The organism is Lewinellaceae bacterium (assembly GCA_020636135.1).
Classification (GTDB): Bacteria; Bacteroidota; Bacteroidia; order Chitinophagales; family Saprospiraceae; genus JAGQXC01.
Window position 1 is genome coordinate 670,758 of the sequence record JACJYK010000002.1, and the last position, 14,244, is coordinate 685,001.

The following is a 14,244-nucleotide window of genomic DNA, read 5'->3' on the forward strand; positions in this document are numbered from 1 at the left end:
ATTTAGTTGTTTTTGGTCAGCCAGGCAGAATGGATGATCTCGTGGCTCTTGTCTTCAACCACATTTCCATCCTGAATAAATATTTTGAAAAAATTGAATATGTTATTGCTGAACAGGAAGCTGGCGTCCTGAGGCATATCGGAGGACAGACTGGAGTTCCCTACGATGGTAATGCCGTGTTTGTGGACGACTTTACCGTCTTCGGTCAGTGCACAGTTGCCACCGGTGGATGCGGCAAGGTCAACGACCACCGATCCGGGCTTCATATTCAATAAGGTTTCTTCCGGGACAAGAAGCGGAGCTTTGCGGCCGCGAACCTGGGCCGTCGTGATGATGACATCGGATTTGGAAGCCCTTTCCTGTACCAGTGCACGCTGTTTCTTCAGAAACTCTTCCGACTGTTCTACGGCATAACCTCCGGCTGCGGTATCATCTTTGGCTCCTTCGACTTCAATAAACTTGGCACCCAGGGACAACACTTCCTCTTTTGCAGCGGCACGTGTGTCAAATGCTTCTACGGCAGCGCCGAGACGACGTGCGGTAGCGATCGCCTGAAGGCCTGCCACGCCCGCGCCCAGCACCAAAACTCTGGAAGGGCGAATGGAACCGGCAGCGGTGATCAGCATCGGGAAATAACGGGGCAGGTGTTCCGCAGCTACCAATACAGCCCGGTATCCTGCGATGGAAGCCATACTGGACAGCACATCCATCGCCTGAGCCAGAGTGGTTCTGGGTATCATATCCATGCTGATGACCTCCTTACCCATGGATTTTAACTTTTGTACGTAGCTATCATCAAAGTAAGGAGCAAACATCGAGATGATCCAGGCCTTATCCTTGGTTTTTGCATAGTCTGCTTCATCGAGCGGATCGGCTGAAATAAGAATGTCTGCTTGCTTAAGCACTTCATCGCGGGAACCAAATTTAACATCCTCATACAGGGTATCGGGGAAGGAGGCTGCTTTACCGGCATCCTTTTCAATCAAAATATCCAGTCCTAAGGATTTAAATTTTACAACCATCTCCGGCACCAGCGCTACTCTGCGGTCCCGTATTTCTTTCACTATGCCAAGAATCATAAGCCTTGCGCTAATTTTGCCGAAAATTAGGAAAAAAATAATGGAAGGTCGTGGCCTTTGACCAGAATCAGTGGCGGTGATGATAAAAGTCGACCGGAGCGCTGACAACCGGTGGCTACCCGGGCGTGAAATGTGCTGGTTCTATCTACAACGGCGCCTATCCTTACCCTACTGAAAACCTTGCCGGGTTTGTTGGAAACTAATCTTATATTTATTCATAACCTCATTCTATGGAGTTCTCAGCCGTAACCCCGGGTTCAATCCTCATCACCATCGTTTATACGATTTTGCTGTTTTGGGGTGTCTGGGTCGGAGTACAGCAGATCTACCAGGGATTCCGACGCCCTCAGCAATTGCTGAATCCGCTCTTTGGCAACCGGCTGGCGATCATCATCTTTACAGCACATATTATTGTCGTCACCCTTGATCTCTTCGTTTGCGGTCCCCTCGCATTGCATTATAAAAGCAAACTGTGGTATTGGGGGGGACGTATTGCGTTGCTCACCGCTTCGTTACCGCTGGCAGCTTATTTTAACCGCAATCCGCAATCGTTTGGCAAGCTCATCGGGACCTGGGTTCGTCTCCGCAATTATTTTGAGATCACATTGCATGTGGTGGTAGCGGCCATTGCCGTCAACTGGTTCTATTATTATGGATTGCTTTACTGGCTGGTTGCTTACCGCTACCTGGATGTAGGGCCCCGCAGGCTGATTCAGTCACTTTATGATACACCGGAAAAACTGGCAAGGCGGCCGTGGGCGCCGACGCTAAACTGGGCGGTCATTGTAGCGATCTACATTCTGTCAGGTCTGGCTATTTACTATCAGCAAGTGATTTATGCAGCACCGCCTGCAGCCGGTATGACGGAACATACAGGACAGCCTTTTGAATGGGGTATCGTCATCGCGCTCAACGTAGGAATTCTCATGCTCTTTCTGACCCTGGTTCGGAAATACACGGGTCCCGGGCCGGCAGCAGAGCTGGTCTCAGAATAGCGATTATTCAGATTTAAGATTATTCGATTTGAGATTTCAGATTTGCGATTTCAGATTTGCGATTTCAGATTTTGACAAACCAATGCCTTGAATCCCTGACACCCTAATAAAACACGCCTTTCGGTTTCCGCTGGATGAGTTGCTCGACGGCGGCGACCAGGGTGGGAGGCGACATCCGACGCCAGTTGAGGTGATTGAAGGAAGGGCCCAGATGCATGTGGAAGTGCAGGTCGGTATCTTCCATCTCCGGCCAGACGTGCTCCAGGGTCTCCAGCAGACAAATCCAGCCAAAATTTTCTTCGACCTCTTCTCGCCATTCCTCATAATAGCAGTCATCGGAGCCGTGAAAATTCAGGACGTTGCCGCAGAGCAGGATGAATTTGCTTACGCCGGCATCGAGCAGCGGTTCGATGATGTTGCGCTTGAGGGTCTCAATGTCGTTGGATATGGCATCATTCCATTCGCCGATCAATTCCAGAATGGCGTACCCATCTGCATAATCGGCGTAAAGAATCTTAAGATAAAGGGTATTGGATCCGAAATCGTCCCACTGGGGATGGATGTAGTAATTGTAAATCCGGTTATGGAAAGTAAATTCGGAATACTCACGACCATAGAAGGGACTCTGCGGGTCTTCCGCAGCGGAATAAAGGTCCAGCCAGTGATAATATGGTTCAATGTCGTGCATTCGGTTCCAAATTCAAAGAGGGCAAATTAAATCCCTTAACAAACAATTCCAACACCTTTTTCCAGTGATTCATTAATTGGGCAAATTCTCTTTTCAAAGGGATTTTTTCCAGGACTTCATGCGTTATAATTCATTTTCCCCGGCAAATGGTTCCATTTCGAAGGAATCTTGCCACGGCATTCGCATAATACAGAATTTGGCTATATTTGCAGTCCCGGTAAATCGTGTCCGGGATCCACTTCAATGGAATATTTATTGGCCCAGGTGGCGGAACTGGTAGACGCGCTACTTTGAGGGGGTAGTGATCGATAGGTCGTGCAGGTTCGATTCCTGTCCTGGGCACATTTCTTAAAAATGCTATCTCGCTGAATTCCATTCTATCGGGGTTTTACGTGTACTCGGCTCCCATCCGGTCTGAAGGCCGCTCATTCCCTCCCTGCCCCTAATCGTTAGACTTTCACCATTGGATTTCGGAAAGAAATAAATGTTGGTTATAGGTTTGTAATACCGCACGGGTACCACTCAGACTGGATTCTCTCCTCATTAGACTGTATATTTGAATACATCGAAGGCAGGCTTCCGGCCATGACTCCAAATGAGTGAAAGAGCTTGTCTGCGATTAATTATATTCCATAAGCCTTATTTTGTACGCGGGTTGTCTGTTCCAGGCAGCCCTTTTTTAGGTGAATGCCCCTGACAAGATGCATGGCTGGAAATGAAATTTATCTATCTTGGTTACCCCTGAAGGATATCTGAATTAACCTCATGTATTATGAAAAATCTCTTACTTGTACTGGTCAGTGGGCTGACCATTTTCTGGGCATCGACCGGAACCGGCCAGGAAGTCCTGCCTTTGTATCCAGGAGCAGCTCCCGGATCGGAAGACTGGAATTGGGAAGAAGGCGTGAGTGAAAAGAACATGTTTCAGACGAAGGTAGTCTACAATGTGACCCATCCCACCCTTACGGTGTTTAAGGCCAATCCGGACCGGGCGACGGGAGCAGCAGTTGTCGTTTGTCCGGGTGGGGGATTTCAGACCTTATCCATCGACTCTGAAGGCAATGATGTGGCCAAATGGCTGGCCTGGCGGGGCGTCACCGCCTTTGTTCTGAAATATCGCTTGGTTCACAGCCTGACCGACGACCCGGTGCTGGAATTGATCCAGAAAATGCAGAACCCGGAAAAATTCAGGGCGGAAAACACCGCCGTTATCCCATTGGCAATCGCCGACGGTCAGGAAGCCATTCGCTATGTGCGGGCGCATGCGGCCGAATACGATATTGACCCGGATAAAATAGGTATCATGGGCTTCTCAGCCGGTGGTACGGTAACCATGGGCGCCACCCTGCATTATGATGCAGCTTCCCGCCCCGATTTTGCAGGACCGGTCTACGCTGCCATTTTTGATTCTGTCCAGGTTCCCTCCGATGCACCGCCCATGTTCGTGGTTGCAGCCACGGATGATAACCTTGGGCTTGCTCCTGCCAGCGTGCATATTTATGAAGCCTGGAGGCAAGCCGGTAAGCCGGTCGAATTGCACATGTACGAGAAAGGAGGGCATGGATTTGGCATGCGCAAACAGATGATCCCGACCGATCAGTGGATTGACAGGTTCGGCGATTGGTTGCACCTCCATAAATACCTGGATGTTGTTGACCCCAATGCACAGCGTATGCAGCAGGATTGGGCTTTTTTACATCGTTACGATAAAGACAATGCCATGCTTTCAGCCAGAGATCCCCAGCGAATCGTCCTGATGGGAAACAGCATTACAGAAGGATGGTCCAACCTTGATCCGGCATTCTTCAAGGATAAACCTTATGTGAACCGGGGCATCAGCGGACAGACCACTCCTCAGATGCTACTGCGCTTCCGTCAGGATGTTCTGGACCTTCATCCCCGGGCCGTGGTCATCCTGGCCGGTATCAACGACATCGCTGAAAACACCGGTCCGATGACGCTCGAACAGACCTTTGGCAATCTGCAGAGTATGACCGCACTTGCACAGGCAGCAGGGATCCAGGTGGTGTTGTGCAGCGTCCTGCCTGCCTTCGATTTTCCGTGGCATCCCGGACTAAGCCCATCGACCAAGGTCGTGGAGCTGAACAAAATGATCAAGGCATTTGCAGAGCAGGAACATCTGCCCTATGTTGATTATTTCACTCCGATGGTCGATCATCAGCTGGGCCTCCTGGCGGAATACACTTACGACGGTGTTCACCCCAACCAGAAGGGTTACGAAGTGATGGGTAAAATCCTCGAACAGATGTTGGCCAGGGAGCTGAAGTAGCAATTCAGCCAGCGAATAATTCCTTTTTGATCCGGATCAATCGGACACTGCACTCTCGGCCTCTTCAGCCAGTTCGGCTTTCTTTCGATTCTTGTCCACCCGGGCAGAGATGATGATGCTCACCTCGTAAAGGGCATACAGCGGTATCGAAATAAGGATCTGGGTCATAACGTCCGGAGGCGTTACAATGGCGGCAACGATCAGGATGGCCACGATGGCGTGTTTTCGGAACTTCTTCAGCGAGTCCGGATAGACCAGGCCTGCTTTAGAGAGGAAATACATGATGATGGGCAATTCAAATACCAGTCCGGTGGGCAGGGTGAACATCACCATATAATTGATCCAGGAACTCAGCGTAACGTCAAATCCGGCAACCATGTTGCTTATCGAGTAGTTCAGCAGGAAGGTGATGGCAAAGGGTCCGATGATGAAGTAGCCAAACATTACACCCAGCATAAAGAGGCCGGAACATATGGCTACGATTCCCCGGGCGGCTTTTTGTTCCTTTGGATACAAACCCGGTTTGATAAATTGCCAGATCTCCCAGAAGACATATGGAAAGGCTACAATCAGTCCCAGTAGAAAAGACACTTTGAGGTGGGTAACAAACTCCTCACCCATCTGACGCGTATAAATGTGCGGTGTGGGAGGAGACAGGCAAATTTTGATTTTACACAAGAATTTGTAAGTGATGAAATCCTGGTGTGCAGGCCCGAAAATCAGGGTGTCAAATACAAATTTCTTGGAGAAAAGCAGCACAACGGCAATAAGGGCAGTACCTCCCAGGGCACGAAGGATATGCCAGCGCAATTCCTCCAGGTGCTCCAGAAAAGACATTTCATGTTCCGCATTAGGCTTTGCCATAGACCAAATTCATATTAGGGCACTAAGATAGTATTCGGCAATGAGATGTGTGAAATTTGATCACAGTCATTAGATAGGTATCGGCGGATGCCGGATGATGTCATGGTTCAGCCGGACAAGAGAGTCCGGAGCAGAGCAGCAATCCGGCTGGCAGGTATTCCAACCGAATACCCCTCTCCATTGTTATATTTGTGCTGCCTCAGGGCGCCCGTTACCTATGGAGCTTGGAATCACTGGATATATTATCTTATTTGCGGTCAGCTTGTTTGTCTTGCTGAAAGCTTCCGATTGGTTTATCTCTGCAGCGGAAAAGATCGGCCTTGCAGCCGGTATTTCTCCATTTATCATCGGAGTGACCATCGTTGCATTCGGTACCTCGCTACCGGAACTGGCGACCTCGATCAAAGCCGTATTTGACGGCGTTTCGGGCATCGTAGCCGGTAATGTGGTGGGGTCGAACATTACCAATATCCTGCTGGTCCTGGCTTTGACGGTCATCCTGGGACGTGAGATCATCCTGGATCACGATGTGATGGACATCGACATGCCCATGTTGTTTGGGTCCAGTCTGATCCTGTATTTCGTTGCCTACGATTACCAGGTAACTTACCTGGAGGCTATTCTGCTCCTGGGAGGATTGTTTGTATTCCTGATGAGTTCATTTCAGGCCAGTCCCAAAGAAAAGAGAAAGCGTGAATCGGTTTCCATACAAACCTTTGGCCTGTTGGTGGTTGGGGCTGCTCTGGTTTATTTTGGTGCAGACTACACCATATTGTCCATCAGTGAGATTTCAACTTATGCCGGCATCGATCCTGAGGTTATCGCCCTGACCCTGGTAGCCCTGGGTACTTCGCTTCCTGAGGTGGTAGTGAGTGTGAATGCAGCCAGAAAGGGAAAAGCAGCTATCGCCGTAGGAAATGTCATCGGATCAAATATTTTTAACTCTTTTGCAGTTATTGGAATACCCAGGCTGTTCGGCAGTCTGGAGATATCGAAAAATATGGTATCCTGGAGCCTACCGTTTATGATTGCAGTGACCTTCCTCTTTGTGTTGGTGTGCATCTCAAAACGGATCTCCAGATGGGAAGGCTGGCTGATGTTATTGCTTTACACCGTATACGTCGCACAGCTTGTGGACCAGAGTTTGCATAGCTAAATGTGCCGGTCTCTGATAAATATTGTTGACTTAAACACCATTTGAAATGATTGATCAGTTATTTGGTAACCTGGAAGAACAGCAGAAACAGATGAAAGAGAACCTGCGAAAAATTCCGGTTACCGTCCAATCCGCAGATGGCGCCATCTCCATCGAGATGAACGCTGCAAGGGAGATTCGCAACGTTTCCATCTCGGAATCTGCCCTGGAAGAAAATGGCGTGGAATATGTGGAAGATATCCTGGTGACCCTGCTGAATGAAGCAATGGACAAAGTTCAGATTGAAGAATCCAATGCCATGCAAACACAAATGCAGCAACTCTTGCCCGGCGGATTGGGCGGTTTGTCTTCATTGTTTAAATAAACATTTTTCGGATGCGTTTTTTAACCATCGTATTCCTTTTCAGTTGGACGACTTTCAGTTTTGCCCAGACGACGGAAGGATTATTTGCCCATCTCACCTTCGACGGCTGTGATGCGCAGGATGAACAGGGTAATCTTACCGGAGAGGTATTCGGAAACCCCCGCTGTGAATGCGGTGTCTTCGGGCAGTCCCTCTATCTCAACGGCGTGGATGATTACCTGCAGTTTGACGGCAACCTCCAATCGGTCTTTACCGGAGATGTTACCCTCTCCTTTTATTTCCGTCCTGAACCTACAACCAATACCTACGATTTGTTTTCCTACCGGGACCAGTGCGGTTTGGACAGCCTGCTGGCCATAACCTACAATGGAATCACTGGTGATGTAGCGGTAGAATTTATCCAGAATAACAATCGCCACACCACGCTGGTAGGTAAGATCGAACCGGAAGCATGCTGGCAACACATCATCTTTGTCAAAGAGGATAAGATCGTACGGCTCTACATCAACGGCGAACTGAAATTTGAACAGCGGAATTCACAACCCATTCTCATCGTGAATGACGGATTGTTTGAAATAGCCAATAGCCCCTGCCTGGGCGGTAAGCTCGTTCGCTATCATGGATTCATCGACGACCTCCGCATTTACAGGCGTGCCTTACCCCTGCGGGAAGCCGTGGAGCTGTATGTACGGCCGGATCAGTTGCTGACCAATGACACGACCATCCTGCTGGGAGCATCGGTGCAGACTGTGATATCGCCGAGTTGTGCTACTTCCGTTAGCTGGAGTCCCTTTGCCAATGTGGCCAATCCTTCCGATGGAAATACTTCCATAACACCGCCGCAGACCACACAGTATTTCATCTCATTTCAGAATAGCGGATGCCTGACCCGCGACTCCCTGACCATCACCGTGGTGGATCCCAGCGGGCTCGATTGCAACAATCTGGCCATACCCAATGCATTCACTCCGAATGGCGACGGCCTCAACGATGAATTCAAGATATCGAATCCTTATGTTTTTGATGAGCTGATCGAATTTTCCGTGTACAGCGGATTGGGTGAAAAGTTATTCTCCACGACCAATGCCTACGAAGGGTGGAACGGATACTACCACGGCCAGGTGCTTAATCCGGGAATGTACGTCTATCGCATCGATTACCGGTGCTCCGGTCAACAGTTAAGTAAGTCGGGTGGGGTGGCCCTGATCCGTTAACTAATCGGGGAATTAAGACAGGCTGTTATTCAAAAATCAATATTTGTTGACAGAGGATGTACGAAAACTTTCCAGTTAATATCCGGGTGAAGCTTGCCGCCTTATGGACAGCGGTCATGTTTTGCTACTTGTATGGAGACTATTTTGAGCTTTATGTGCCCCAAAAGGTGGAAGGACTGGTAAATGGGGTCAATTTATTGGATACTCCCTTAAAATTATTCGTTGCGACGGTTTTGTTGACCATCCCGGCATTGATGATTTTGGTATCCATCTTTCTGAAACCGTCAATCAGCAGATTCCTGAATATGATCTGGGGAACATTTTTTACGATCATCATGCTTTTGATTGGTATCACATCCCTATCTGCATGGTACGCATTTTATGTTTTTCTTGCATTTACCGAAAGCATGATCACCGCCCTGATCGTGTGGCAAGCCTGGAATTGGCAAAAAAAGGCCTGAAAGGCCAAGTGCCCGGCGAACAACAGACCAGTTTGTTCTCAGATGAAAATTTAACCAGGAATCGCGCTCCAACAAGTTCTCACTTGCTTCTTAGACGGATCACCGGACAGACCATTTCCTCCAGGCTGATACCGCCGTGCTGGAAGGTATCCCGGTAATAATTGTTGTAATAATTGTAATTATTGGGATAGAGGAAATAGATGTCTTCTTTTGCAAAAATGAAGGTCGAGCTTACATTGGGGCTGGGCAGGCCACCGGAACGCGGATCACGCAGCTCCAGGACATCTTTGCGGTCATACTGGAGGTTTTTACCCACTTTATAACGCAGGTTGGTGGTCGTTTCGCGGTCTCCGACAACCCGTGCCGGAGTCTTGACCCGCATGGTTCCGTGATCGGTTGTGATAAAGAGCTGCACATCCTTTTCAGCCAGTTTTTGCAGAGCCTCCCATAACGGAGAATGGATAAACCACGAACGGGTCAGGCTGCGGTAAGCTTTCTCATCGGCGGCCAGTTCCTTCAGCACTTCCATCTCCGTGCGCGCATGAGATAGCATATCGATGAAGTTGTAGACGATGGCCGTCACGTCGTTGTGCATAAAGTCCAGGATGTTATCCTGCAGGTATTTGCCATCGTTCAGGTTGGTGATCTTCATGTAATCGTAGCGGATCGGTTTGCGGATCAGCCGCTTGATCTGTTCGCCCAGCAGTTCTTTTTCATACTGGTTTTTTCCGCCTTCCTCATTGTCGTTCAGCCAGTACTGGGGATAATTTTTAGAAATGTCGTAAGGCGTCATGCCGGCAAAAATCCCATTCCGGCTGTACTGGGTTGCAGTCGGAAGAATGGAATAGAAATAGTCTTCTTCCTCGACACGGTACAATTCGGATACGATGGGCTCGATCATCTTCCATTGGTCGTAACGAAGATTATCCATTAGCAGAAAGAAAGTGGGAATGTCTTTCAGATAAGGCCATACTTTCTGTCGCATGAGCTGATGGGAAAAGACCGGTGCTTCGCTCTGTCCGGACATCCAATTCTCATACTGACGAATGACGTACTTGGAGAACTCACTGTTCGCTTCCTTTTTCTGCATGGTCAGGATATCCAGCATTTCTGTGGAAGAGGAAGAATCCAGTTTGATTTCCCAGCGGATGATGTTGCGGTAGATATCCACCCATTCCTGGAAGTTGGGGCCGCTGTTGATCTGCATGAGGATCTGGCGAAACTCCTGCTGGTATTCCAGGGCTGTTTTTTCCCGTACCAGCCGTTTGTTGTCTATGATCTTCTTCAGGGTCAGGAGGATCTGGTTGGGATTGACCGGCTTGATCAGATAATCATCGATCTGCGAACCGATTGCTTCTTCCATGATATTTTCCGCTTCATTTTTGGTAATCATGACCACCGGAAGCAGCGGGTTGAGGGTTTTAAACTGGGTAAGCGTTTCCAATCCGGACAGGCCAGGCATGGATTCGTCCAGGAAGACGACATCAATGTCATTCTGGCCCTGCAATGTCTCTAAAGCATCGTAACCATTGGTGACGGTGATGACATCGTAGCCCTTATTTTCCAGGAATAACAATTGGGGTTTGAGCATATCGATCTCGTCGTCAGCCCATAAAATCTTGATGTTAGAACTCATTGGAACGGTTTAACCGGTTATCGGGAGTTTAAAATTAGGTGCTTTTAACAAACGAACTGTATTTTCGCAGTAGTATATCTCTTCATGTATAAACGCAAAATTTTCAATGATCCGGTCTACGGATTTATTTCCTTTGAATACGACCTGCTTTACGATCTGATCGAAGAACCATTATTCCAGCGATTGCGCCGGATCAAACAGTGTGGCCTCTCCGATTACGTCTATCCCGGAGCACTGCACACTCGTTTTCATCATGCGCTGGGTGCCACCCATCTGATGCAGCAAGCCATACAAGTATTACGCCAGAAAGGTGTTTCCATCAGTCACGATGAGGCAGAAGCTGTTTGCATTGCGATCCTGCTGCACGACATCGGACACGCTCCATTCTCCCATGCTCTGGAAGGCATTTTTACCAATCAGTCCCACGAGGATATCTCCCTCCGCATCTTTCACCATCTGAACGGACAATACAACGGTGCCCTGGATCTGGCCATCCGGATATTCACCGGTCAATATCCTAACCGATTTTTACATCAGTTGGTTTCAGGCCAGCTGGACATGGATCGGATGGATTATCTCAACCGCGACAGTTATTTTACCGGAGTAGCCGAGGGTATCATCGGCTATGATCGCATCATCAAGATGCTGGATGTGCGGGATGATAAGCTCGTCGTGGAAGAAAAAGGCATCTACAGCATTGAAAAATTCCTGATCGCACGAAAGATCATGTACTGGCAGGTGTATCTGCACAAGACTGTGATCGCGGCAGAACAGATGTTGCGATTGTTCATTACGGAAGCACGGTCAAGCCAGGAGATGCACCATTGGTGCGGAGATTTTAATCCGTTGATTTTCCAGGATCAAATGGATAACGCCACCTTCATGGAAAATTTCACCTCCTTTGATGACTACGACATTGTAGGCCTTCTGAAGAAAACGGCACACAAGCAAAATGACCCTCTGCTGAGCTATCTGGCAAAGGGACTGCTGGAACGTAAGCTCTTCAAGGTCATTACCAGTTTTGACTCCATAGATCCGGATTCACTTCAAACATTAAAGCAGGAAATCAGCCGCCATCTTGGTGGTGACCGCTTTGTTAAACTGGTGATTGCAGGTTCTGAAACGAATACCCTGTACCGCGAAGGAGACGATGAGATCCTGATCCTTAAAAAGTCGGGTGAAACAGAAACATTCTCCAAAGTCGCGGGGTTTAGTCATACGCCCCACGAATTGACCAAGTATTATGTATGTCACCCGCGCTTTTGACCGGTTCATTGTGCCGACTGGTGCTGGTATTTGTGCAGCCATTCATTGGTTAATTCAAAGGCCAGGACTATTTTTGCCGATCAAATACCAAAACTTGTGGATTCAACCATCTTCAATCTGATCAACCAGGAGTTGCTGCGCCAGCAGGAAGGCATAGAACTCATCGCATCCGAAAACTTTACCAGCGTTCAGGTGATGCAGGCCATGGGAACCTGCCTGACCAATAAATATGCCGAGGGATATCCCGGGAAGCGCTATTACGGAGGCTGTGAGGTGGTGGACCAGATCGAAGACATCGCCATCGAACGTGCCAAGGAGCTATTTGGTGCTGCCTATGCCAATGTCCAGCCCCATTCCGGGGCCCAGGCCAATGCAGCTGTATTCCTTGCTTTGCTGCAACCCGGCGATACCATCCTGGGATTTGATTTAGCGCATGGAGGTCATCTTTCTCATGGCTCGCCAGTGAATTACAGCGGCAAAGTCTATCGCCCCGTTTTTTATGGTGTGGATAAAGCCACCGGCCGCATTGATATGAACAAAGTGCGGGAAATAGCAATTAAGGAACAGCCTAAACTGATCGTCTGCGGCGCCTCAGCTTATGCCCGTGACTGGGATTACGCTGCCTTCCGGTCCATTGCTGATGAGGTTGGTGCCCTGCTTCTGGCAGACATCGCCCACCCGGCAGGGCTGATTGCCGCCAGGTTGCTCAATGACCCGATGCCTCATTGCCATATTGTAAGCACGACCACGCATAAAACGCTGCGTGGTCCCCGTGGTGGCCTGATCCTGATGGGCGAAAATTTTGATAACCCGTGGGGAAGGACAACCGCCAAAGGGAAGCCCATAAAAATGAATGCCATCCTGAACTCCGGCGTATTTCCCGGTATGCAGGGTGGTCCGCTGGAACATGTCATTGCAGCCAAGGCCGTCGCATTCGGTGAAGCATTGCAGCCTGAGTTTCGCACCTACGCTGGCCACGTGATCCGCAATGCTCAGCGTATGGCCCAGGAATTTCTGAATAAAGGATATCAGATCATCTCAGGTGGAACAGATAATCACCTGATGCTGATCGACCTGCGTAACAAAGGAGTGACGGGAAAACAAATTGAAGAAGCCCTGGGTTTGGCAGGCATTACCGTGAATAAAAACATGGTTCCGTTTGATACCGAGAGTCCATTCATCACCTCTGGCATTCGTATCGGTTCTGCTGCTGTTACTACCCGGGGGCTGGATGAAGCAGCCTGTGCCCGTCTCGTAGATTGGATCGACGAGGTCGTAATGAATCCGGAGGATGAATCGAAGCTCGCGGGCATTCGCGGCGACGTTAAAGACTTCATGGAGGGCTTTCCCCTTTATCCGGATCTGAAGATCAGCGTTAACGCCTGAGAACGTCAGTTTACTGGCTTCCAGGAAGCACGATGGGGATAGTCGATGCGATCCAGATACAATCCATCGGGAGGAACACTCCATGCTCTGCTCACCTGCCGTTTTTCATCGAAGCTGGCGACTACCTCATCCAGAGGTAATTTACCCTGGCCTACTTCCAGGCACATGCCAACGATCAGGCGTACCATTCCCCGCAAAAAGCGGTTTGCCTCAACATGGTACACCCAACGCTCATTATCAATTGTCCAGGATGAAGCTGACAGATCGCACAGCGTGGTCTCGGCATCATGATTGGATTTACAGAAAGGGGCATAGTCATGAAAATCGAGCAGCAGGGTGGCAGCCTCCTGCATCAGGTCCTGGTTGACCAGATGGGTGTGCGGATAATGCCAGGCCATATTAGGGCTGAATGGATCTTTTCCCAGTGAGATATAATAGCGATAACTGCGACAGGTAGCGTCAAATCGGGCATGTGCCTCAGCCGCCACTTCAAATAGGTCGTGAATAACAATATCGTGCGGCAGCATGCGATTCAGACGCTGAACCAATCGTGTTGGCAGCAGTCCCTGGAGGTCCAGATGGCCAATATAACGCCTGGCATGTACGCCGCTGTCGGTTCTGCCGCAACCTGTGATCTGAACCGGTTCCTGCATAATGAGGGCAATCGTGTCTTCCAGGACCTCCTGGATCGATACCCCGTTAGGTTGCCGCTGCCAGCCCACATAGGCGTGACCATTGTAAGATATTTCAAGGAAATAGCGCAAAACGCATCGGTTCTGTTACAAATTTCGGAGAAAATCGGTTGATTGTGGAGAATTTATGCTGCTTTAATACCCATAAATTCA

General features: G+C 49.1%; 13 protein-coding genes and 1 tRNA gene. 9 read left to right on the forward strand and 5 right to left on the reverse strand.

Translation table 11 applies throughout. From position 1 onward, the window contains the following. Positions 1–2 precede the first annotated feature (2 nt). The gene (locus H6570_17870; protein ID MCB9321157.1) at positions 3–1,079 is read right to left on the reverse strand and encodes an NAD(P) transhydrogenase subunit alpha; all 1,077 of its coding nucleotides are present in this window, start codon (positions 1,077–1,079) and stop codon (positions 3–5) included. Positions 1,080–1,309: 230 nt separating this feature from the next. Here H6570_17870 and H6570_17875 point away from each other — a divergent pair, with 230 nt between their 5' ends. Next, positions 1,310–2,074 (forward strand): hypothetical protein, encoded by a 765-nt coding sequence (locus H6570_17875; protein MCB9321158.1) that lies wholly within the window; start codon positions 1,310–1,312, stop codon positions 2,072–2,074. 103 nt (positions 2,075–2,177) lie between these two features. Here H6570_17875 and H6570_17880 read toward each other — a convergent pair whose 3' ends face one another. Next, positions 2,178–2,762 (reverse strand): hypothetical protein, encoded by a 585-nt coding sequence (locus tag H6570_17880; protein ID MCB9321159.1) that lies wholly within the window; start codon positions 2,760–2,762, stop codon positions 2,178–2,180. 258 nt (positions 2,763–3,020) lie between these two features. Between H6570_17880 and H6570_17885 the strand changes: the two genes are divergently transcribed. Together H6570_17885 and H6570_17890 are read left to right on the forward strand one after the other, a co-directional pair. Continuing rightward, positions 3,021–3,104, forward strand: a tRNA-Leu gene (locus H6570_17885). A 430-nt stretch (positions 3,105–3,534) separates the two neighbouring features. Next, the gene (locus H6570_17890) at positions 3,535–5,052 is read left to right on the forward strand and encodes an alpha/beta hydrolase fold domain-containing protein (GenBank protein ID MCB9321160.1); all 1,518 of its coding nucleotides are present in this window, start codon (positions 3,535–3,537) and stop codon (positions 5,050–5,052) included. 36 nt (positions 5,053–5,088) lie between these two features. Here the strand turns inward: H6570_17890 and tatC are convergent, their stop codons facing one another. After that, positions 5,089–5,916 carry a twin-arginine translocase subunit TatC gene (gene tatC / locus H6570_17895; protein ID MCB9321161.1) on the reverse strand — a complete coding sequence of 276 codons (828 nt, stop codon included), beginning with the start codon at positions 5,914–5,916 and terminating at the stop codon, positions 5,089–5,091. Positions 5,917–6,133: 217 nt separating this feature from the next. Between tatC and H6570_17900 the strand changes: the two genes are divergently transcribed. The 4 genes from H6570_17900 to H6570_17915 are packed head-to-tail and all read left to right on the forward strand — an operon-like array spanning position 6,134 to position 9,111. Continuing rightward, positions 6,134–7,072: a calcium/sodium antiporter gene (locus H6570_17900; GenBank protein ID MCB9321162.1), complete on the forward strand. Its 939-nt coding sequence runs from the start codon at positions 6,134–6,136 to the stop codon at positions 7,070–7,072. A 46-nt stretch (positions 7,073–7,118) separates the two neighbouring features. Continuing rightward, positions 7,119–7,436, forward strand: a complete 318-nt coding sequence (locus H6570_17905) for a YbaB/EbfC family nucleoid-associated protein (GenBank protein ID MCB9321163.1) — start codon at positions 7,119–7,121, stop codon at positions 7,434–7,436. An 11-nt stretch (positions 7,437–7,447) separates the two neighbouring features. Then, on the forward strand, positions 7,448–8,650 hold the full coding sequence (locus H6570_17910; protein ID MCB9321164.1) for a gliding motility-associated C-terminal domain-containing protein: 1,203 nt from the start codon (positions 7,448–7,450) through the stop codon (positions 8,648–8,650). A 56-nt stretch (positions 8,651–8,706) separates the two neighbouring features. Further along, positions 8,707–9,111, forward strand: a complete 405-nt coding sequence (locus tag H6570_17915; GenBank protein MCB9321165.1) for a hypothetical protein — start codon at positions 8,707–8,709, stop codon at positions 9,109–9,111. 79 nt (positions 9,112–9,190) lie between these two features. Here the strand turns inward: H6570_17915 and H6570_17920 are convergent, their stop codons facing one another. Continuing rightward, a complete protein-coding gene (locus H6570_17920) occupies positions 9,191–10,747 on the reverse strand; it encodes a PglZ domain-containing protein (GenBank protein ID MCB9321166.1) in 1,557 nt (518 codons plus the stop codon). 84 nt (positions 10,748–10,831) lie between these two features. Here H6570_17920 and H6570_17925 point away from each other — a divergent pair, with 84 nt between their 5' ends. After that, complete coding sequence (locus H6570_17925; protein ID MCB9321167.1) at positions 10,832–12,013, forward strand: HD domain-containing protein; 1,182 nt, start codon at positions 10,832–10,834, stop codon at positions 12,011–12,013. 84 nt (positions 12,014–12,097) lie between these two features. Further along, the gene (locus tag H6570_17930; GenBank protein ID MCB9321168.1) at positions 12,098–13,399 is read left to right on the forward strand and encodes a serine hydroxymethyltransferase; all 1,302 of its coding nucleotides are present in this window, start codon (positions 12,098–12,100) and stop codon (positions 13,397–13,399) included. Between the two features lie 5 nt (positions 13,400–13,404). Here H6570_17930 and truA read toward each other — a convergent pair whose 3' ends face one another. Further along, entirely contained in the window at positions 13,405–14,163 is a 759-nt protein-coding gene (gene truA, locus H6570_17935) for a tRNA pseudouridine(38-40) synthase TruA (protein MCB9321169.1), read from the reverse strand. Positions 14,164–14,244 lie beyond the last annotated feature (81 nt).

Bases quoted from the DNA above. Each gene is read 5' to 3' on its own strand.
- H6570_17875 (MCB9321158.1), top strand. From the start codon at position 1,310: ATGGAGTTCTCAGCCGTAACCCCGGGTTCAATCCTCATCACCATCGTT.
- H6570_17915 (MCB9321165.1), top strand. From the start codon at position 8,707: ATGTACGAAAACTTTCCAGTTAATATCCGGGTGAAGCTTGCCGCCTTA.
- H6570_17890 (MCB9321160.1), top strand. From the start codon at position 3,535: ATGAAAAATCTCTTACTTGTACTGGTCAGTGGGCTGACCATTTTCTGG.
- H6570_17920 (MCB9321166.1), bottom strand. From the start codon at position 10,747: ATGAGTTCTAACATCAAGATTTTATGGGCTGACGACGAGATCGATATG.
- H6570_17870 (MCB9321157.1), bottom strand. From the start codon at position 1,079: ATGATTCTTGGCATAGTGAAAGAAATACGGGACCGCAGAGTAGCGCTG.
- tatC (MCB9321161.1), bottom strand. From the start codon at position 5,916: ATGGCAAAGCCTAATGCGGAACATGAAATGTCTTTTCTGGAGCACCTG.
- H6570_17900 (MCB9321162.1), top strand. From the start codon at position 6,134: ATGGAGCTTGGAATCACTGGATATATTATCTTATTTGCGGTCAGCTTG.
- H6570_17905 (MCB9321163.1), top strand. From the start codon at position 7,119: ATGATTGATCAGTTATTTGGTAACCTGGAAGAACAGCAGAAACAGATG.
- H6570_17880 (MCB9321159.1), bottom strand. From the start codon at position 2,762: ATGCACGACATTGAACCATATTATCACTGGCTGGACCTTTATTCCGCT.
- H6570_17925 (MCB9321167.1), top strand. From the start codon at position 10,832: ATGTATAAACGCAAAATTTTCAATGATCCGGTCTACGGATTTATTTCC.
- H6570_17910 (MCB9321164.1), top strand. From the start codon at position 7,448: ATGCGTTTTTTAACCATCGTATTCCTTTTCAGTTGGACGACTTTCAGT.